Source organism: Streptomyces sp. NPDC050564 (assembly GCF_044457265.1).
GTDB lineage: Bacteria > Actinomycetota > Actinomycetes > Streptomycetales > Streptomycetaceae > Streptomyces.
Genome location: NZ_JBITGS010000005.1, coordinates 106,235 through 125,276, shown reverse-complemented (window position 1 = coordinate 125,276; position 19,042 = coordinate 106,235). Strand labels below are relative to the sequence as shown.

General features: G+C 68.6%; 16 protein-coding genes. 6 read left to right on the top strand and 10 right to left on the bottom strand.

Annotated elements, in window-relative coordinates:
* Window positions 1-43: 43 nt before the first annotated feature.
* From ACIBK0_RS10030 to ACIBK0_RS10015, 4 genes are all read left to right on the top strand, one after another.
* Complete coding sequence (locus ACIBK0_RS10030) at window positions 44-1,360, top strand: polysaccharide lyase family 1 protein (protein ID WP_399077597.1); 1,317 nt, start codon at window positions 44-46, stop codon at window positions 1,358-1,360.
* A 2-nt stretch (window positions 1,361-1,362) separates the two neighbouring features.
* Window positions 1,363-2,493 (top strand): pectinesterase family protein, encoded by a 1,131-nt coding sequence (locus ACIBK0_RS10025; RefSeq protein ID WP_399077595.1) that lies wholly within the window; start codon window positions 1,363-1,365, stop codon window positions 2,491-2,493.
* A gap of 58 nt (window positions 2,494-2,551) precedes the next feature.
* Window positions 2,552-3,664, top strand: coding sequence for a chondroitinase-B domain-containing protein (locus ACIBK0_RS10020; RefSeq protein ID WP_399077593.1), 1,113 nt, complete (start codon window positions 2,552-2,554; stop codon window positions 3,662-3,664).
* Between the two features lie 161 nt (window positions 3,665-3,825).
* Window positions 3,826-4,620 (top strand): HAD family acid phosphatase, encoded by a 795-nt coding sequence (locus ACIBK0_RS10015; RefSeq protein WP_399077591.1) that lies wholly within the window; start codon window positions 3,826-3,828, stop codon window positions 4,618-4,620.
* Window positions 4,621-4,626: 6 nt separating this feature from the next.
* Here the strand turns inward: ACIBK0_RS10015 and ACIBK0_RS10010 are convergent, their stop codons facing one another.
* On the bottom strand, window positions 4,627-6,843 hold the full coding sequence (locus tag ACIBK0_RS10010; protein WP_399077588.1) for a family 43 glycosylhydrolase: 2,217 nt from the start codon (window positions 6,841-6,843) through the stop codon (window positions 4,627-4,629).
* 256 nt (window positions 6,844-7,099) lie between these two features.
* Here ACIBK0_RS10010 and ACIBK0_RS10005 point away from each other — a divergent pair, with 256 nt between their 5' ends.
* Complete coding sequence (locus tag ACIBK0_RS10005; protein WP_399077586.1) at window positions 7,100-8,257, top strand: right-handed parallel beta-helix repeat-containing protein; 1,158 nt, start codon at window positions 7,100-7,102, stop codon at window positions 8,255-8,257.
* Between the two features lie 304 nt (window positions 8,258-8,561).
* Here the strand turns inward: ACIBK0_RS10005 and ACIBK0_RS10000 are convergent, their stop codons facing one another.
* The 3 genes from ACIBK0_RS10000 to ACIBK0_RS09990 form a co-directional block, all read right to left on the bottom strand.
* Complete coding sequence (locus ACIBK0_RS10000) at window positions 8,562-9,392, bottom strand: pectate lyase (RefSeq protein WP_399077584.1); 831 nt, start codon at window positions 9,390-9,392, stop codon at window positions 8,562-8,564.
* 87 nt (window positions 9,393-9,479) lie between these two features.
* A complete protein-coding gene (locus tag ACIBK0_RS09995) occupies window positions 9,480-10,361 on the bottom strand; it encodes a hypothetical protein (RefSeq protein WP_399077582.1) in 882 nt (293 codons plus the stop codon).
* A complete protein-coding gene (locus ACIBK0_RS09990; RefSeq protein ID WP_399077580.1) occupies window positions 10,358-10,924 on the bottom strand; it encodes a SigE family RNA polymerase sigma factor in 567 nt (188 codons plus the stop codon). Before ACIBK0_RS09990 ends, ACIBK0_RS09995 begins: the two co-directional genes overlap by 4 nt.
* A 258-nt stretch (window positions 10,925-11,182) precedes the next feature.
* Here ACIBK0_RS09990 and ACIBK0_RS09985 point away from each other — a divergent pair, with 258 nt between their 5' ends.
* Window positions 11,183-12,634 carry an NCS2 family permease gene (locus ACIBK0_RS09985; protein WP_399077578.1) on the top strand — a complete coding sequence of 484 codons (1,452 nt, stop codon included), beginning with the start codon at window positions 11,183-11,185 and terminating at the stop codon, window positions 12,632-12,634.
* A 117-nt stretch (window positions 12,635-12,751) separates the two neighbouring features.
* Here ACIBK0_RS09985 and ACIBK0_RS09980 read toward each other — a convergent pair whose 3' ends face one another.
* From ACIBK0_RS09980 to ACIBK0_RS09955, 6 genes are all read right to left on the bottom strand, one after another.
* Entirely contained in the window at window positions 12,752-14,203 is a 1,452-nt protein-coding gene (locus tag ACIBK0_RS09980; protein ID WP_399077576.1) for a peptidoglycan D,D-transpeptidase FtsI family protein, read from the bottom strand.
* A gap of 95 nt (window positions 14,204-14,298) precedes the next feature.
* A complete protein-coding gene (locus ACIBK0_RS09975; protein WP_399077573.1) occupies window positions 14,299-14,970 on the bottom strand; it encodes a response regulator in 672 nt (223 codons plus the stop codon).
* Complete coding sequence (locus ACIBK0_RS09970; protein WP_399077571.1) at window positions 14,967-16,226, bottom strand: sensor histidine kinase; 1,260 nt, start codon at window positions 16,224-16,226, stop codon at window positions 14,967-14,969. Before ACIBK0_RS09970 ends, ACIBK0_RS09975 begins: the two co-directional genes overlap by 4 nt.
* Window positions 16,223-17,245 (bottom strand): hypothetical protein, encoded by a 1,023-nt coding sequence (locus tag ACIBK0_RS09965; protein WP_399077569.1) that lies wholly within the window; start codon window positions 17,243-17,245, stop codon window positions 16,223-16,225. Before ACIBK0_RS09965 ends, ACIBK0_RS09970 begins: the two co-directional genes overlap by 4 nt.
* A 421-nt stretch (window positions 17,246-17,666) precedes the next feature.
* The gene (locus ACIBK0_RS09960; protein WP_399077567.1) at window positions 17,667-18,140 is read right to left on the bottom strand and encodes a GNAT family N-acetyltransferase; all 474 of its coding nucleotides are present in this window, start codon (window positions 18,138-18,140) and stop codon (window positions 17,667-17,669) included.
* 10 nt (window positions 18,141-18,150) lie between these two features.
* Complete coding sequence (locus ACIBK0_RS09955; protein WP_028803360.1) at window positions 18,151-18,924, bottom strand: IclR family transcriptional regulator; 774 nt, start codon at window positions 18,922-18,924, stop codon at window positions 18,151-18,153.
* Window positions 18,925-19,042 lie beyond the last annotated feature (118 nt).

The window sequence follows — 19,042 nt, the reverse complement described above, 5'->3', positions numbered from 1 at the left end:
CCTCACCGCCCCTCCTGGCCCGATGGAAAGAGAGAGCCGCACAATGAAGACACAGATTTGGCATGGGCACGTCACAAGAATCGGCACGCGAGCGGCCGCGCTGATCGGCTGCACCGCCCTCGTTCTCACCGTCACCGGCACCACCGCCCAGGCCCGGCCTCGCGACCTCACCCGCCAGACCCTCGCCGCCGGCGACGGCTGGGCCTCCGACGGCACCGGCACCACCGGCGGTTCGGCCGCCGACGCCGCGCACGTCTACACCGTCACCACCTGGGACGGGTTCAAGGCGGCCCTGGCGGACGGCGGCACCGCTGCGAAGATCATCAAGGTCAAGGGCACGATCGACGCCAACGCCGAGGGCTGCGCCACCTTCGCCGAGCCCGGCTACGACTTCGACCGGTACCTCGCCGACTACGACCCGGCGGTCTGGGGCTACGACAAGGTGGTCAGTGGCGAACAGGAGGATCTGCGCGCCGCTTCCGCGGCCCACCAGGACGCCGCCATCAAGGCGTTCGTCCCCGCCAACACCACCATCGTCGGCATCGGTGAGAATGCGGGCTTCAAGGGCGCAAGCCTGCAGATCAAGGCCGTCGACAACGTCATCGTCCGCAACCTCGCCATCGAGAGCCCGCTCGACTGCTTTCCGCAGTGGGACCCGACCGACGGCGACACCGGGAACTGGAACTCCGAGTACGACAGCGCGGTGGTGTACGGGGCCACCCACGTCTGGCTCGACCACAACACGTTCACCGACGGGGACCACCCGGACAGCACCCTGCCGACGTACTACGGCCGGATCTACGAGCAGCACGACGGCGAACTCGACGTCGTCAAGGGCGCGGACTATGTGACCGCCTCCTGGAACGTCTTCGCCGACCACGACAAGACGATCCTGATCGGCAACAGCGACAGCGCGTCGACCGCCGCCGTCGACCGGGGGCACCTGAAGGTCACCTTCCACCACAACCTGTTCACCGGCCTCGTCGAGCGCGCGCCGCGCGTCCGCTTCGGCCAAGTGGACTCCTACAACAACCACTTCGTGGCCGACTCCACGTACTCCTACAGCTTCGGCATCGGTACGGAGTCCCAACTCGTCGCCGAGCACAACGCGTTCACGCTGCCCGACGGGACCAGCGCGGCCAAGGTCCTGAAGAAATGGAAGGAGGCGCCGGTCACCGCCGACGACAACTACGTCAACGGCACGGAGACCGACCTGATCGCGGTGCACAACGCCGAGATCCCGGCCGAGACGCTCCAGTCGGGCGCCGGGTGGACGCCGACCCTGCGGACCCAAGTCGACCCGCCGAAGGCAGTGCCGGGGATCGTCGACCACCGCGCGGGCGCCGGAAAGATCTGCTGACCATGACGGCCCGACTACCGATCAGCAGAAGGGCGTTCGTCGTCGCGAGCACCGGAGCCGCGCTGGCTCTCGGGCTCGCGGCCCCCGCCCGCGCCACACAGCGATCCCCCTTCGGGCGCTACGGTTCGCCGTCGGCACGCCTCACCGAGCGGACGCTGTACGTCCATCCCGACGGTGCCGGTGACCACACCACCGTCCAGGCCGCCGTGAGTGCCGCCACCGGAGAGGGATACACATTGGTCATCGCGCCCGGCGTGTACCGCGAGACGGTCTCCGTAGGAGTGATCGACCCGGCGACGGGCCTGCCCGGCCCCGCGGGGACCGGGATGACCTGGATCGGCGCCTCCGAAGATCCGCGCGATGTCGTCGTGGTGTACGACAATGCCAACGGCACCCGAAAGCCCGACGGTTCGGGTACCTACGGCACCACGGGCTCGGCCACGACCACCGTGCGCACCGACGGCTTCACGGCCCGCTGGATCACCTTCGCCAACGACTGGCTGCGCGCCGACCATCCCGAGATCACCGGCACCCAGGCCGTCGCCGTCAAGGTGCAGGGCGACCGCTCGGCGTTCCACCACTGCCGCTTCCTCGGGCACCAGGACACGCTGTACGCCGACTCCATCGCGCTCGGCAGCTTCGCCCGCCAGTACTACCGCGACTGCTACATCGAGGGCGACGTCGACTTCGTCTTCGGCCGGGCCACCGCAGTCTTCGGACGCTGTCACTTCCACACTCTCGACCGTGACGTCGCGTTCAAGCCCGAGGGGATGGTGTTCGCCCCGTCCACGGCCCGGGCCAACCCGTACGGCTTCCTGGCGGTACGCAGCCAGGTCACCTCCGGCGCCGAGGACGGGGCCTACAAGATCGCCCGGCCGTGGGTCCCGTCGTACGAGACCACGGCCTGGCCCTCGCTCGTCGTCAGGGAGACCCGGCTCGGACCCGGCATCGACGCAGTGACGCCGTACATCGACATGCGCGAGGCCTACCCCTGGCAGTCCATGCGCTTTCGGGAGTACCGCAACACGGGCCCCGGCGCGGAGATCACCATGCCGGAGAACCGGCCCCAGCTCACGGACGCCGAGGCGCAGTCGCACACCCCTGCCTCGTATCTCGGCGACTGGCGCCCCTGAAGTCCGGCGGAGAAAACAGCACATCCCCCGAAGGAATCGACGAAAGGACCGCACTCCTATGTCTCGTCGTACCGCTCTCATCGCCGCCGGGGCCCTGGCGCTCGGCGGCGGACTCGCCGTCCTGCCCAGCCAGGCCCAGGCGGCGACGGTCGTCGTCAGCACCACAGCCGACCTCACCAGCGCCGTCAAGAACGCGACCGCCGGCACCGTCATCCAGGTGCGCGGCGGCACGTACTACCCGACGGCCACGCTCCAGTCGACCGCCAACGGCACCTCGTCGAACCCGGTCACCCTCCAGGCCTACGGCTCGGAGACGGTGAAGATCGACGGTTCGTCCCTGCCGTCGGGCGACTGGATCTTCAAGCTGACGGCCGACTACTGGAACGTCTCGGGCATCACCTTCCAGAACTCGCCGGACAGCGCCGTCGTCTGCCAGTCCTGCACCGGCACGAACTGGAACAACATCAAGACCATCAACGGCGGCGACTCCGGCTTCACGCTCACCGGCGACGGCACCGTCAACAACACGGTCAGGAACATCGACAGTTACGGCAATTACGACGCCGCCAACCATGGCGAGAACGCGGACGGCGTCGCGGTGAAGTTCGGCTCCGGCACCGGCAATCTGATCACCGGCGCCCGCCTGTACCACAACTCGGACGACGGCATCGACCTCTGGTCCTTCTCGTCCCCCGTCACCATCGAGCACACCTGGTCCTTCGGCAACGGCAAGAACCGCTGGTCCGACTCGGCCTTCGCGGGCGACGGCAACGGCTACAAACTGGGCGGCGACGGCGAGGTGGTCGGGCACGTGCTCAACAACTCCGCCGCCTGGGACGACGCGGGCAACGGCTTCACCGAGAACTCCAACATCGGGTCGATCGTCATCAACCGCACCACCGCGTACGCCAACGGCAAGTACGGCTACTACTTCGCGACCAGCTCCGCGAAGCTCGGCAAGAACCTGGCGGTGAGCAACGGCAGCGCGGCGGTCTCCAAGGGCTCCTCGGCCACGTCCTTGGGCAACAACTGGGACTCGGGCATCTCCACCCCGTCCTTCGTCTCCACGGACGCCACCACCACGTACAACTCCCGCAAGTCGGACGGCTCGTTGCCCGCGACCACGTTCCTGACGACAGGATCCACGACCATCGGCGCCACGATGAACTGACCTCTTCCAGAGAGACGGAAGCGGGCCGGAGCACCGGCCCGCTTCTCTTTTTCCATGGGTGAGGTATCGATCGGATAAAGGCCCTCGCACAGCGCACGTGATGCGCGTAGACAGTCCGTGACCTGGTGCGGAATCCACCACACCCAGATACCGGAGAATCCATGCGGAAGTCCCTCAGAGCGGCAGCCATAGGCGCCGCCTGCGTCGTCGCCGGCGGCGCCCTCTACGGCACCGGCGTAGCCACCGCCGGCCAGTCGACGGCGAACTCCACCCACGAGCCGTACAACATCGGGCTCCTGGTCAAGGACATCGACACCTACTACGGCACCACGCTCGACAGCAACGGCGTGTACCAGGCGTCCGCGGACAGCCAGTACGCCAAGGACCTGGCGCGCCTCGAGTCCGACGCCAGGCGCTACATCGACAAGGCGGCGCACAAGGCCCGGCACCACGGCGAGAAGCCCGCGGTCGTCTTCGACATCGACGACACGCTGCTGCTCTCCCTCGACTACGAGAAGAAGACCAACTACACGTACAACTCCGCCTCCTGGGCCGCGTACGTGGCTCAGGCCGACCGCCCGGCCGTCTTCGGCACCCCCGCACTCGTCGAGTACGCCGAGTCCGAGGGTGTCGAGGTCTTCTACAACTCGGGCCTGAAGGAGTCGCAGCGCGCGGATGCCGTCAAGAACCTGAAGAAGGTCGGCGCCGACATCAACCTCGACGCCGACCACATGTTCCTCAAGGACGCGGCGAACCCGCCCGCGTACCTGAGCGACTGCGCCACCGCCGCCGCCTGGAACTGCACGACGGTGCAGTACAAGTCCGGCACCCGCAAGCACATCGAGTCCCTCGGGTACGAGGTCATCGCCAACTTCGGCGACCAGTACTCCGACCTCGAAGGGGGCTACGCCGACAAGACGTACAAGCTCCCGAACCCGACGTACTTCGTCAGCTGAGCCTCCTCAGGAACGGTCGGTCCGCACGGGGCGGATCGACTCCAGGGTCGGCACCACCGGCAGAATCGTCCCGTCGGCCGCGAATTCCAGGCGGTCGACGGTGGTCTCCCGGTGCGTGCCGTCCCCGCCCGGCTTCCCGGGGCCGTTCAGGGCGAACCGGTGGTAGACGATGTACCAGTCGTCCGTACCGGGGACGTTCACCACGGAGTGGTGACCGGTGCCCTTGATGCCGTACTCCGGGCGCTTGGACAGGATCGTGCCCCGCTTGGTCCACGGGCCGAGTGGGGACGGTCCCGTCGCGTAGGCGACGTGGTAGTTCTCGCTGCGGGTGTCGTCCTCGGACCACGTGAAGTAGTACGTGCCCTGCCGCTTGACGACGAAGGATCCCTCACGGAAGCCGGTCTGGGTGATGTCCTTCACCTGCGTCGCGTCGAACGACACCATGTCGTCGTTCAGTGGCACGACGTACCCGTGCCCGTTGCCCCAGTAGAGATACGCCTGGCCGTCGTCGTCCGTGAAGACAGCCGGGTCGATCATCTGGCCCGCGAACTGCCCCTTGGCGACCAGGGGTTTGCCGAGGGCGTCCGTGAAGGGACCCGCCGGGGAGTCCGCCACGGCCACGCCTATCTGCTGCTCGGCGCAGAAGTAGAAGTAGTACTTGCCGTTCTTCGAGGCGATCGCGGGTGCCCAGGCGTTCTTGTCCGCCCACGCCACATCGGGCCCCAGGTCGAGGATCACCCCGTGGTCCTTCCAGTGCACCAGATCCTTCGACGAGTAGGCCTTGAAGCTCGTCCCGCTCCAGCCCGGGTGGCCGTCCGTCGTCGGATAGATCCAGTACCGGCCGTCCAGGTAGTGGACGTCGGGGTCTGCGTTGAGGCCCGCAAGGACGGGACTTCGGGTCGGTACCGCCTCGACCGTCCACGTCCGGCTCGTGCCGTCCGCCGCCGTCACGGTGTACGTCCGCGGCTCCCGGAAGTCGCGGCGCGTGCCGGACTTGGGGCTGAGCTCGGCACCCTCGCCGACCCACAGCTTCGGCGCGAGCCGCGAGAGGTCCGCTCCGGGCTCCATCGGCAGCACCACCTTGGACGCGGCCTCGGTGACGACCGCGTATCCCTTCTGCCCGTGCGCCGTCGCGTCCACGACGGAGGTCCCGGTGTGCGGATACGCGGCGAGCAGCCGGTCGTACTCGGCCTGGGTCACCGGCATGACGGTGCCGTGCCGTGGGCTCGCGGGCAGCTGGTAGTCCGTCGACATGGTCCACTTGCCGGAGTCGAGGTCGGTCGTCTCGAAGGGGACGTAGCCGCGGCCGCCGTACTCGTCGATGAAGAGGTACCACTTGTTCTCGGTGTTGGACTTGAAGACCGTCGGTCCCTCGCCGCGGTCGATCGAGCCGCTGCCGACGCAGTCGGAGACGAAGTCGTACTTCGTGTTCGTCAGAGACGTCGATTTCTCCACGGTGATGAACTTCGAGCAGGGGCTGGACGAGGTGGGGTCGCGCTCATCCTTGGTGTAGCGGTAGTAACTGCCCTTGTTCTTGATGACCGTTGAGTCGATCACCGAGTAGCCGGGGTCGTCCCAGACCTTCGGCTCGCTGAAGGTGCGGAAGTCCTTGGTGGTGGCGTACAGCATCTTGTTGTACGTCGATCCGGTGTGATCGGGATCGTCATCGGCGTAGAGCTTGGAGGCCCAGAAGACGACGTACTCGCCGAGCGCGTCGTCCCAATAGGCCTCCGGGGCCCAGGTGTTGCCCGCGTTGTCGGGGGCGACCTCGACCAGCCGTCGGTCGGTCCAGTGGACCAGGTCGGTGGACTCCCAGATCATGATGGACTTGCTGCCGTGCCGCTGGACGTAGTCCCAGCTGCCGCTGCTGTTCTTGTACATCTTCAGGTCGGTGGCGATGAGATAGAACTTGTCGCCCTCGGGGGAGCGGATCACGAACGGATCGCGCAGTCCCTTCTCACCCAGGTCGGAGGTGAGGACGGGTTTTCCGGCGTTCAACTCCCGCCAGTGCAAGGCGTCGTTGCCACGGCTGAGGGCATAGCGGATCTGCTCCCCGTCGGCGGTTCCCTCGCCGGTGAAGTAGGCGAAGAGATAGCCGGCGTACTTCTGTTGGTTCACGTGGGGTGCTCCGGGTTGCGCGGCGGGGCTGGGCGGTGCCGCGAGCAGGCCCAGCAGGAGGGCGAACAGGGGGATCAGGAGCGTGCGGGCGGTGCGGCGTCGCATGACACATCCTGTCGGAGTCTGATGGATTCTGTTGATTGAACTGCTCCCGGAGTGTCACCAGTTGGGGACGGTGTGTCAATCGATGTGGAGGTGGTGAGGGTGGCGAAAAGTTTCGATCGCTTGCGTGCGGACCTCGGCAACCCTTTTGGCTGCGGCGGCGACCAGAGAGCAGAAGCGGGCCGGGGCGGCCCCTCCGGCCCGCTTCGTACGGCCCGACAGGGCCTGGAGCCCCATTTCCCCGGGAAAGGAATGCCCCGTGCGTCAGAGCATCGGACGCCACCGCAGGACCCGCACGCTCTCGATCGCCGCCGTGGCGGCCGTCGCCGCGGGGGCGGGTGGCGTCTACCTCGGTCTTTCGGACAACGGTTCGGCCCAGGCCGCCGCCACCACGGTCACCGTCTCCACCACCGCCCAGCTGGAGTCGGCGGTGGCCCACGCGGCCGCCGGTACGACCATCCAGGTGCGCGGCGGCACGTACTATCCGACGGCCACGCTCAAGTCCACGGCCAACGGCACGAGTTCTACGCGCATCACGCTCACCGCGTACGGCAGTGAGAAGGTGAAGATCGACGGTTCGAAGCTCGCCGCCGGTTCCTGGCTGGCCGGGATCTACGGCGACTACTGGACCGTCCAGAACATCACCTGGCAGAACTCGCCGGCCCAGGGCTTCGTCGCCACCTCGTCCGTCGGCGGCGTCTTCAGAAACCTGGTCACCGCCGACAACGGCGACTCCGGGTTCACCCTGCGTGGCGACGGCACGACGAACAACCTCGTGCAGAACCTGGACAGTTACGGCAACTACGACGCGGCGGGCCACGGCCAGAACGCCGACGGCATCGCGATCAAGTTCGGCTCCGGCACCGGCAACAAGATCACCGGAGCTCGCCTCTACAACAACTCGGACGACGGCCTCGACCTCTGGCAGTTCTCCTCGTCCGTCACCATCGAGCACTCCTGGGCCTTCGGCAACGGCAAGAACCGCTGGAGCGACTCCGCCTTCGAGGGCAACGGCAACGGGTTCAAGCTGGGCGGCGGGGGTGTTGCCGTCGCGCACGTCGTGAACAACGACGCGGCCTGGGACAACACGCTGAACGGCTTCACCGAGAATTCCAACACCGGGGCGATCGTGCTGAACCGGAACACCGCGTACGCCAATGCCGAGGCCGGGTTCTACTTCGCCACGGGGAAGGCGCGGCTCGCCAGGAACCTCGCTGTGAGCAACAAGGGCGGGTTGGACAAGCTCGGCTCCGCCACGGTCTCCGCAGCCAACAACTGGGACAGCGGTGTCCCGACACCGGCCTTCAGGTCGACGGACGCGACGACCGCGTACGGGGCCCGCTCGTTGAGCGGTTCGCTGCCCTCGACGACGTTCCTGACCACGAGCTCCACGACCATCGGCTCGACCATGAACTGACCTGTCGGACGACGAATGAACGCCCCCGCCGGTCGTCACCGGCGGGGGCGTTCCTCTGCTGACCGAGGGGGGCTCAGGTCAGCAGGTCAATGCAGTCGAACGACGTGCCCGGGCTGGGTGGGCCGAGCCGGTCGCACCACTGACGATGCCGAGCTTCAGGACGCTGTACTGACCGGCGTCCGTCTTCCCCGCACTGGTAGGGACGTGGAAAGTGAACATGTGGTTCATTCCTGGTACGAACCCATGGTGAGCGAGCACACGCCGGCGCGTGAGACGTTGTGCGTGAGCGCTCAAGGCGATTGCGTCACTCGTAGCTGATGTCGGACGCCGTGAACTTGCAGGACGTGCCGTCCGGACCGGTTCCCAGCTCCGTGGGCTCCTTGCCGGTGTTGTTGCCCTGGAAACGGACACAGGTCTTGATCTTCTTGCCGCTGTCGCCGTGGACGCGCACCTTGCGCAGGGCGGCCGTGTCGCCGTAGTTGGAGTTGATGCCGACGATCGCCTTCAGGGGCGCGGTGACATCCACGTCGTTGATGATGATCGTGCGCTTGTACTGCGTCTTGCAGTTGCCGCAGGAGCGCACCAGCTTGCCCGAGTTCTCGACCTGGAACTTGCTGACGACGAGCTTGCCCGCGCCGTTGAACTGCAGCACCTTGTCGGAGGCGTTCTTCGCACCGCCGCCGTAGACCTTGTACACGGCCGACGACGACTTGCCCTTGAAGCTCGCCGCGTCCTCGCCGACGTCCAGCCACCACACGTTCTGGAGCGTGCAGCTGCCCAGGCAGTGGACGCCGTCGGCAGCCGGGGTGCCGATGATCACGTTCTTGAGGGTGGCGCCGTCGGCCAGCTCGAAGAGGGGGCCCTGATCCTCGTCCTGGCTGTCGGTGCCCAGGTCGCCACTGCCGTAGAACTTCTTCAGCTTGCCGTCGTACGTGCCGGACACCGGAATCGTGGACCCGACGGCCTTGCTGCCCGTGGCCGTCGGCCAGGCCGACGCCGCGCCGGCCGAGGACAGCATCGTCGTGGTGACGAGGGCCGCGCCGGTGATGCCGAGGGCGGCCACGCCCCCGATCACGGCACGCCGCTTGGTGACCCGGCGGCGGTGGCGGACGCGCTGTTCAACTCGTGCAGTCATGAACCGAGTTCCTTGAGTGGTGAGGAGATCGTTGCGTCTCCTGGTCGCCACTGCCGAGGAAAGGGTTGCCGCCTTCCGGAAATTCTCTTACGAATCTCCGTCGGCCGCCGCGTCGGTGCTGCCCTGGGCCGCGAAGTCGCCGGACACGGTGGACCGTTCGCCGTCCGTGGTGGTGGCCGTCGCCGAGTAGCTGTCGTCCTTCGCGTCCCGGCCACCGCGGTCGTGGTCGTATTGCCCCGCGAACACCCACTCGCCCGGCCAGACCGTGTGGTCCGGCTTGAGCACCCAGGTGTAGACGAGGAAGCCGTCCTGCTCCGCGACCGTCGTGGTGAAGTCGTCCTCGGGCAGCGAACGCCAGGATCCCGCGTTCGTGACCCCGCCGGCCTGTCTGATCCTCAACACGACGGTGAGCGAACGGAGTTGCTTGCCCGGCTTCAGGGTCACATTGCTCTGCGCCCAGAACTCGTTGCTGTGCGGGTCGACCGAGCCGTCGGACCAGAGCGGGCCGTCCTGGTTGCCCTTGGCGGGCGGCTGTGCCGTGGCGGAGACGGAGCTCCCGGGCGTCGGGGTTGTGGAGGGCGAGGAACGCGGCTTCCCGGACTGCTTCGACGTACCGGAACGGTGGGTGGGCTCCGGGGCGACCGGCGCCCGGCTCGTCGCGTCCGGCGACGGATCGGGGGTCGGCGAGACCGCGACGGTCTGATGCGCCGGTGTGTCGTCCTTCACCGCCGAGGCGACGGCGTAGCCGCCCACCGCGAGGACGCCCGCGACCGCGGCCGTGGCGCCCACGACACGGGCCCAGCCGAGCAGTGGCGGCCGTGCCGCACGCCGCGCGGGCCGCCGCTCGTTGCCCCCCGCCATCCCGCGCTCGACCCGGGCCAGGATGCGCGCGCGGTCGGGCTCGTGCGCCTCGGCCGCCTCACGCAGCCCGGCGCGCAGCTCGTCGTGCACGTCCTGCGCCTTCCTCATCGGTCCCTACCTCCGGCTCCGCCTGTGGGCAGCACTCCCGCGTGCACCCGCATCGGTGCCTCGTCGGTGCCGAGAAGCCGCTTCAATTCCGCCATGCCCTTCGACGTCTGGCTCTTCACCGTACCCACGGAAACCCCGAGGGCGAGAGCCGTGTCCTTCTCCGAGAGGTCGAAAGCATGCCGGAGAACGACACACGCGCGCTTGCGGAACGGCAGTCTGCGCAGCGCTTCCTGGACATCGATCGTGCCCGGAACGTCGGGGTTCTCGGTCCTGTCCTCGCGCTGCGACCAGAACAGTGTGATCCGCCGGCGCTCCCGCACGGCGCTGCGTATGCGGGTGCGGGCGAGGTTGGCGACCACACCGCGCGCGTACGCCACCGGATGGTCCGCCGCGCGCACCCGGTCCCAGCGGTGCCACAGCGCGAGCAGCGCATCCGCCGCCAGATCGTCGGCGGCGTCCGCCTCGCCGGTCAACAGGTGGGCCAGACGGGCCAGTTCGGCGTAGTGCCGTTCGAAGAAGGTGTGGAACTCCACGGAGGCGGCGTCGTCGACGACAGTGCCCACGGGCGACCTCTCCTCGCTGCGGCTTTCGGTACCGGTGCGGGTCTGTGCGTATACGGCCCCTGTGTTTCACCTGTGAAGAAGTGGTGTTCGCGTGGGGCGAGATGCGAGAGCGTACCAGCGTTCCGTACAGAACTTCGAACGCCGTATGGCAGGTCGAACTCGATTCTGTAACACGGGGAAAACCTGAAAGCGGTTCAACGCGGGAACAATCCAGCCAGCATCCGCACACCCGGCACGCAGGTAGCGAGGAGTATCGCCATGTCCGAAACGCAGAAGGTGACCGATCGGTCAAGTGCCGCGCCACCGGCGGAGAACAGCGTCGATCGGTTCTTCAAGATCTCCGCCCGGGGCTCCACCTTCGGCCGGGAGATACGCGGCGGCTTCGCCACGTTCTTCACCATGGCCTACATCCTTGTCCTGAATCCGATCATCCTGGGCAGCGCCAAGGACAAGTTCGGCCACCAGCTCGACACCGTCCAACTGACCACCGCCACCGCCCTGGTGGCCGCGGTCATGACGATCATCATGGGTATCGGCGGCAACCTCCCGCTCGCGCTCGCCGCGGGCCTCGGCCTCAACGCGGTCGTCGCCTTCCAGATCGCCCCGCTGATGAGCTGGGACGACGCGATGGGCCTGATCGTGCTCGAGGGCCTGCTCATCTGTGTGTTGGTGGTGACGGGCCTGCGTGAAGCCGTCATGCACGCGATACCGCAGCCGTTGAAGCAGGCGATCAGCGTCGGCATCGGCCTGTTCATCGCCTTCATCGGCTTCGTCGACGCCGGGTTCGTCACCCGTATCCCGGACGTCGCGAACACGACGGTTCCGGTGCAGCTCGGCGGCACGGGCGCGCTCGCCGGCTGGCCGATCCTCGTCTTCTGCCTCGGAGTTCTGCTGACCATCGGGCTGCTCGCGCGCAAGGTCAAGGGCGCGATCCTGATCAGCATCGTCACCATGACGATCGTGGCGATCATCGTCAACTTGGCCGCCGACATCAAGAGTTGGGGCCTGACCACGCCGAAGGTCCCCGACGACGTGGTGGCCTCGCCGGACTTCGGACTGCTCGGTCGCTTCAGCCTGTTCGGCTCCTTCGGTGAGACCAGCGCGATCACCGTCGTCCTGCTGGTCTTCACCCTTGTCCTGTCCGACTTCTTCGACACCATGGGCACGGTCGTCGGCATCAGCGCCGAGGCGGGACTGCTCGACGACGAGGGCAAGGTGCCCCAGCTCGGTCGCGTCCTGCTCATCGACGGTGCCGCGGCGGTCGCCGGTGGTGCGGCCTCGGCGTCCTCCTCGACCTCCTACATCGAGTCGGCGGCGGGCGTCGGTGAGGGCGCGCGCACGGGGTTTGCGAACCTGGTCACCGGTGGCCTGTTCGCGCTCGCCCTCTTCCTGACGCCGCTGCTCACGATCGTTCCGCTGCAGGCCGCCGCACCTGCCCTCGTCGCGGTCGGTTTCCTCATGATGACCCAGGTCAAGCACATCGACTGGGACAGGTACGAGATCGCCATCCCGGCGTTTCTGACCATCGCGGTGATGCCGTTCACGTACTCGATCACCAACGGGATCGGGGCCGGTTTCCTGGCGTACGTCCTGATCAAGACGGTGCTTGGGAAGGCGAAGGAGGTGCACTGGCTGTTGTGGGCGGCGTCGGCGCTGTTCCTGGTGTACTTCGCGATTGATCCCGTGGAGCAGCTGTTCGGGGTGAAGTAGCCCGTCCTTCGGGTGCCGCTTGTCCGTGGCCGGTCGCGCAGTTCCCCGCGCCCCTTCGGGGGTCCCGTACGGGGCGCGGGGGAGCGAGCCTCTGGGGCCTGATCCAAACGACAGGCCCTAGTTCTTCAGGGCCGCCTGCATCATCGCCTTCGCCACCGGAGCCGCCAAGCCGTTGCCGCTGACCTCGGAGCGGGCCGCGTCGGACTGTTCGACCATGACCGCCACGGCGACTTCCTTGCCATTGGAGTCGGACTTCGCGTACGACGTGAACCAGGCGTACGGCGTCTTGCTGTTGTTCTCGCCGTGCTGGGCCGTACCGGTCTTGCCGCCCACGGTCGCGCCGGAGATCTGGGCGTTCGTGCCCGTGCCGTCCGTGATCACCGTCTGCATCGCCGACTGGAGCTGCTGGGCCGTGGACGAGCTGACGATCTCCTTGGTCTCCGTGCTGTCGTCGTAGTTCCTCAGCACATTGCCGTCGGCGTCGCCGGTCTGCGACACCATGTGCGGCGAGACCAGCTTGCCGTCGTTGGCTATCGCGGCGGACACCATGGCCATCTGGAGCGGGGTCGCGGTCACGTCGAACTGGCCGATGCCGGTCAGCGCCGTGGAGGACTTGTCCATGTCCGAGGGGTACACGCTGGTGTACGCGCGGACCGGCACGTCCTGCGTCTTGTCGTTGAAGCCGAACTTCTCGGCCATCGCCCTGACCTTGTCCTGGCCCAGGTCGACGGCCATCTTCGCGAAGACGTTGTTGCAGGAGTACTGCAGCGCGACGCGGATCGAGGCGTTCTCGCAGGGTGCGTTCGGGTTCTCGTTCGACAGCTCCCGGGTCGTGCCCGGCAGCGTGTACGGGTCCGGGCTGTCCGTCTTCGTGTCCACGTCCGAGTACCGCCCGTCCTCCAGCGCGGCCGCCGCGACGACCAGCTTGAACGTCGACCCCGGCGGCAGCGGCTGGCGCAGTGCGCGGTTCGTCATCGGCTTGTCCGCGTCCTTCGTCAGCTTCTTCCAGGCGGTGGAGTTGCCTGTGCTGAGCTGCGAGGGGTCGTACGACGGTGTGGAGACGGCCGCGAGGATCCTGCCCGTCTTCGGGTCGATCGCGACGGCGCCGCCCTTCTTGTCGCCGAGGGCGTTGTACGCCGCCTTCTGCACATCGGGATCGATCGTCGTGATCACGTCACCCGGGTCGGCGCGCTTGTTGGTGATCGTGTCGAGCGGGTTCTTCAGCTGGGTGTCCGTGCCGTCGAGCAGGTCCTGGTAGATGCCCTCCAGCTGGGTCGCCCCGTACACCTGTGAGCTGTAGCCCGTGACCGCCGCGTACAGACTGCCGTCCTTGTACGTGCGCTTGTACTTGAGGTCGCTGCCCTTCGTCTGCGCGGAACCGGTGATCGCGTCGCCGGCCACGATGATGTTCCCGAGCGGGTTCGCGTACAGCGAGATCGCGTTCCGCCGGTTGTCCTTGTTGTCCGCGAGCGCCTTGCCGTCGTAGAACTGCACCCAGGTCGCCCTGATCAGCAGGGAGAGCACGAGCAGCAGAGTGAAGACGGCGGCACGCCTGATCGTCTTGTTCATCCCGCTCAGAAGGACGAGCGAGGAGGGGCGAATCGTTCCCTTCCGCCCGGATTTCTCATACGTCCTTCATGAAGTTCGTCCCTCGGCAGCGGGGGTCAGCCGCCGTCCCGCATGAAGCCCGCTTCGTAGGCGGCGATCACCGCCTGGGTGCGGTCGCGGGTGCCCGTCTTCGCCAGGACGGCCGCGACGTGCGTCTTCACCGTCGCGGGGCCGACTTCCATGCGCCCGGCGATCTCGGCGTTCGTGAGCCCCGTGGCCATGAGCCGCAGTACGTCGCGCTCCCGTGCGGTGAGCTTCGCCACCCATGGCGGCGGAGCGGGCCGCGACCGGGCGTGCTCGGCCGCCAGCGCCCGCACGGCCGACGGGAACAACAGCGTGTCGCTGCGCGCCACCAGCCGTACGGCCTGCACGAGCGCGTCGGCCTCGGCCCGTTTGAGCAGGAAGCCGGAGGCTCCGGCGCGGAGCGCCTCGTACACGTAGGCGTCGTTCTCGAAGGTGGTCACGACGACGACGCGCGGGGGGGCGGGGAGCGTCGCGAGGATCTGCTCGGTGGCGCGGATCCCGTCGATCCCGGGCATGCGTACGTCCATGAGGACGACGTCCGGTGTGAGCTCCCGGACGACGGACACGGCCTCGGCGCCGGTCGCCGCCTCGCCGACGACCTCCAGGTCGGGCTCGGCGGTGAGGATCGCGCGCAGGGCGGTGCGCACCATGCGTTCGTCGTCGGCGAGGACGATACGGAGGGGGTCGGTGCGCGGGCTGGTCATGAGGGTCCTTCGTCTCTCTCGACGGGCAGTCGTACGGTCAGCCGCCACACCCCGTCCGCCGGGCCCGCCTCGCACGTGCCGCCGAGCAGCCGGGCGCGGTCGGCGATGCCCCGCAGGCCGTGACCGCCGCCCGGGCGGGGAACGCCGGTCGCTGTGGTCGGATTCTCCGTGGTGATCTCCAGTGCGCTGCCGCTCCCCGTGATCCGCAGGGTCACCGGTGTGCGTGCGCCCGCGTGTTTGAGGGCGTTGCTCAGGCCCTCCTGCACGATGCGGTACGCCTCCCGGGAGACGAGCGGGTGCAGGTCGTCCCGATTCACTTCGACGGTGGCGGTCACCTGGAGGCCGCCGGCGCGGGTGCGGTGCAGCAGGCCGTCGAGGTCGGCGGCGAGGGTGGGTGCCGGAGCGGTGGAACGATCGTCGCCCTCCCGCAACACGCCCAGCACCGCGTCCAGTTCACCCACCGTCCGCCGCGTGGTGTCCTCGATCGCGGCGAGGGCCTCGCGGACGAAGTCAGGGTCGGTGTCGAGGACACGGCGGGCGGCGCTCGCCTGGAGGGTGACCGCGCTGAGGGCGTGGCCGACGGAGTCGTGCAGCTCGCGGGCGAGCCGGTTGCGTACGGCGAGGTCGGCGGCACGGCGTTCGGCCGCCGCGAGCCGGTCCTCGGGCGTGGGCCCGAGCAGCGCGGGCGCCCAGCGGGCCAGCAGATTCCCACCAACGGCGGCGCAGGCCGCGAGCGCGATGAGCGTCGCGACCCCGGCGACCGGCGACAGCGCCAACGCCCAGGTGTGGTCGAGGACTTCGGGCAGTCCGAGGCGGGAGTCGCGCAGCCCCGCCACGACGGGCAGCACGATGAGAACCGTCGCGAAGGGCGGTACGGCCAGCGACATCCCGCTGATGACCCCGCCGAAGCCGAGGTGCAGCGTGAACCAGCCGACAGTGCGTCGTCGGGCCGCCCAGGTGCGCGGGGGCCCGTCGGCGAGCCGTTCGCCGTCGACCCCGCACAGCGCGCGCACCCCGGCCACCGACATCGGACGGGTCAGCGGGAACAGCGCGGTGATCGCGGCGAGCGGCAACCCGACCGCGAAGGACATGAGCTGGAGGGGGAAGGAGTTGAACACGTAACGCGAGTCGGTGAGCGGCCCGACGATGACCTCACCGACGAGGACGTACGGCATCGCGAGCGCGCCGCCGAGGATCAGATGGATCCACCGCCGGCGCGCCCGCCGTCCGAACAGGAACCGGGCGAACTCCCTCACGTGGTGCGCCGTGGCGGCCTGGCAGCGGCGGTCCGCTCGGCGAAGAAGTGCGCGCCGAGGGTGACCACGAGCATGCCGACGATCATGTGCACAGCGTAGGTGAGGTTCATCAGCTCCGTCGGGCGCTTGGCGATGTCGTCCACGCCCAGGCCGGCCAGCGACAGCCAGCCGCCCCAGCAGGCCACCGCCCCCGAGCCGATCCAGGCGAGGGCGAGGGGCGCCGTCACGGGCAGGGCCCGCCCGCGCCGGAAGGCGAGGATCCACGCGCCCGCGACGGTGGACACCAGGAACACGACGTCCATGACCTCCAGGACGAAGAAGTCGCTGGTCCGGTCCGCGACCCGGCCCGTGCTCAGCCCCGCCGTGCCGCCGCACGCCCACAGCAGGTGGGTGGTGAGCGGGAACAACGCGAGTACGGCCGCCGCGACCGCCGCCGCCCGCTGGGCCGCGCCCACCCGGCTGACCGGCAGCTCCCAGACCCGTCCGCGCCACAGGTACCCCCAGCGGTCCCGCGCGTACAGCACGAACAGGGGGCCCAGGGCGAGGCCCTGCACGATGAACCCGGTGTAGACGACCCCGAACACCCACTCGTCCAGGAACGGTTCCCGCCCGCTCTCCAAGGCCTTGTTCCCGGAGCCGCCGAGGGCCTTCACCAGGATCTGGAGCGGGAATCCGGTCATGATCGGCGCGAGCAGGCCGGTGGCCACCCACATCGGCAGGGCCGGCAGCCACGCCGGCACCCGTAGCCCCCAGGGCCGGGTGAGCAGCAGCGCGATCACGATGACGGCCCCGTCCATCAGCACGGTGATGCCGTTGGCCACGGCCATGCCGGTGCGGTGCTCCAGCAGCGAGCTCCCCTCGGGGATACCGAGGTGGCTCCCGGCGATCCAGGCGACCTTGAGGGAGAGATACGGCGCGCACGAGACGATGGCGACGTTGCGGAGGATCCGGCGAAGCCGACTGCTGCCCAAGGGCCCCGCGGGGGTCGTGTCCGAAGCGGAGGCGAGTGTCTGCGTCATGCCTCCACGCTCCCTGGCGGGCCCTCGCCCCACGTCCTGCGCGGCGACGATCCGCCTCCGCCGGACGGGGGAGGGGCCGTCTGACTTGCGGAGGTCTCCGGCAGCGTCGCCGAGGCGCGCCCAGGGGGTTGAGCGCTGTCACGGCGCGCATGGTTCCGGCACCTTGCGGTGCCGGAACCATGCATCGGAGGGCGAGGCGGCGCGCGGCTGCGGTGGGGTGCGCCGGGAAGCTTTGCGTTCAGCGGGCCACAGGGCGGAGCCGCGCTTGCGACCTGTGCCGGGGAGCCGCCCTGGTCCGTGCCATGAAGGGGTCGGCACCATCAGGTGCCGCGCCCTTCATCCGCCGCGACGGCGCTCGGCCCACGCGGCGCTGTGCGGCCGTGTCGAGCCGGCGCCGGGCCGGGCGTGGTCCACGTCGTGCTCAGGCCTCCAGGGTGAGCACGAGCTCGGGTATCTCCGCGCCGCGGGCGTTGGCGTAGCCGCTGGTCCGGGCGGTCACGTGGAAGCCACACTTCTCCAGGACCCGACGGGAGGCGGTGTTGTCCGCGGCGGTGCGGGCGGACAGCGGGCGTTCGTCGACCTGCGCCAGCAGGGCTCGCAGCGCCGCCGTCGCGATGCCGCGGCCCCAGTACGCGCGGTCGATCCAGTACGTGACCTCCCGCTCGCCCGGCGAGCCGTACACCGACGCGCTGCCGAGGACGTCGCCGTCCACCAGGACCGTGCGCACGACGATGTCGGACGAGGAGCGGATACGACGCCAGTGGTCGGCGAAGGCGGTCCAGTCGGCGGGATCCTCCGCGGTGAACGCGGCCATGCGGAGCGCTTCCGGGTCGTTCATCTGGCGGAAGAAGACCGGCAGATCGCTGTCGTGTACCTCGCGCAGGATGACATCCATGCCGGACACGTCAGAGCCTGCGCGTCGCGAGCGTGAGCCGGTCGCGCGCGTCGAACAGCGCGTCCTTGACCATCTGTTCGTGCGCGGGGGTGAGACGGGCCACCGGGACCGAGCAGCTGATGGCGTCGCGGGCGGGCGTGCGGTACGGGATCGCCACGCCGAAGCAGCGCAGCCCCAGCGTGTTCTCCTCGCGGTCCACCGCGAAGCCCTGCTCCCGCACCTGGTGCAGCTCCTCGATGAGCTTCTCCCGGTCGGTGATCGTGTGCTCGGTGAGCGCGGGAAGCGTCTCGGGGAGCATCTTGCGGACCTGCTCGTCGGTGTGGGTGGCGAGCAGCGCCTTGCCGAGGGAAGTCGAGTGGGCGGGCAGCCGGCGGCCCACCCGGGTGAAGGGGCGCAGGTAGTGCTGGGACTGGCGGGTGGCCAGGTAGACGACGTTCGTGCCGTCCAGGCGCGCCAGGTGGATCGTCTCCGTCGTGTCGTCGGAGAGCCGGTCCAGCGTGGGCCGGGCCGCGGCGACCACCTCGTCGCCGTCGATGTACGACGTGCCGACCAGCAGCGCCCGTACGCCGATGCCGTACCGGGTGCCCGTCGCGTCCGTCTCGACCCAGCCGAGCTCCACGAGCGTGCGCAGCAGCATGTACAGGCTGGACTTGGGATAACCGACGGCCTCCTGGACCGCGGCCAGGGAGTGCATTCCGGGCCGACCGGCGAAGTACTCGAGCAATTCCACGGTCCGCACCGCGGACTTGACCTGCGCCCCGCCGCCTGTCTCGCCTGCCGACATCGCCCTTGACCCCTTCGTTGGACGGGAAATAGTCTCCGCATCATATTCACCAACAGAGACAGCGTTCAGTATATCGAACGCCCCTGGTGGGTGACATTAAGAACTGCGGTGAAGAACT

Coding starts and splice junctions, on each gene's coding strand:
- ACIBK0_RS10030 (WP_399077597.1), top strand. CDS start 44: ATGAAGACACAGATTTGGCATGGGCACGTCACAAGAATCGGCACGCGA.
- ACIBK0_RS10025 (WP_399077595.1), top strand. CDS start 1,363: ATGACGGCCCGACTACCGATCAGCAGAAGGGCGTTCGTCGTCGCGAGC.
- ACIBK0_RS10020 (WP_399077593.1), top strand. CDS start 2,552: ATGTCTCGTCGTACCGCTCTCATCGCCGCCGGGGCCCTGGCGCTCGGC.
- ACIBK0_RS10015 (WP_399077591.1), top strand. CDS start 3,826: ATGCGGAAGTCCCTCAGAGCGGCAGCCATAGGCGCCGCCTGCGTCGTC.
- ACIBK0_RS10010 (WP_399077588.1), bottom strand. CDS start 6,843: ATGCGACGCCGCACCGCCCGCACGCTCCTGATCCCCCTGTTCGCCCTC.
- ACIBK0_RS10000 (WP_399077584.1), bottom strand. CDS start 9,392: ATGACTGCACGAGTTGAACAGCGCGTCCGCCACCGCCGCCGGGTCACC.
- ACIBK0_RS09995 (WP_399077582.1), bottom strand. CDS start 10,361: ATGAGGAAGGCGCAGGACGTGCACGACGAGCTGCGCGCCGGGCTGCGT.
- ACIBK0_RS09985 (WP_399077578.1), top strand. CDS start 11,183: ATGTCCGAAACGCAGAAGGTGACCGATCGGTCAAGTGCCGCGCCACCG.
- ACIBK0_RS09980 (WP_399077576.1), bottom strand. CDS start 14,203: ATGAACAAGACGATCAGGCGTGCCGCCGTCTTCACTCTGCTGCTCGTG.
- ACIBK0_RS09975 (WP_399077573.1), bottom strand. CDS start 14,970: ATGACCAGCCCGCGCACCGACCCCCTCCGTATCGTCCTCGCCGACGAC.
- ACIBK0_RS09965 (WP_399077569.1), bottom strand. CDS start 17,245: ATGACGCAGACACTCGCCTCCGCTTCGGACACGACCCCCGCGGGGCCC.
- ACIBK0_RS09960 (WP_399077567.1), bottom strand. CDS start 18,140: ATGGATGTCATCCTGCGCGAGGTACACGACAGCGATCTGCCGGTCTTC.
- ACIBK0_RS09955 (WP_028803360.1), bottom strand. CDS start 18,924: ATGTCGGCAGGCGAGACAGGCGGCGGGGCGCAGGTCAAGTCCGCGGTG.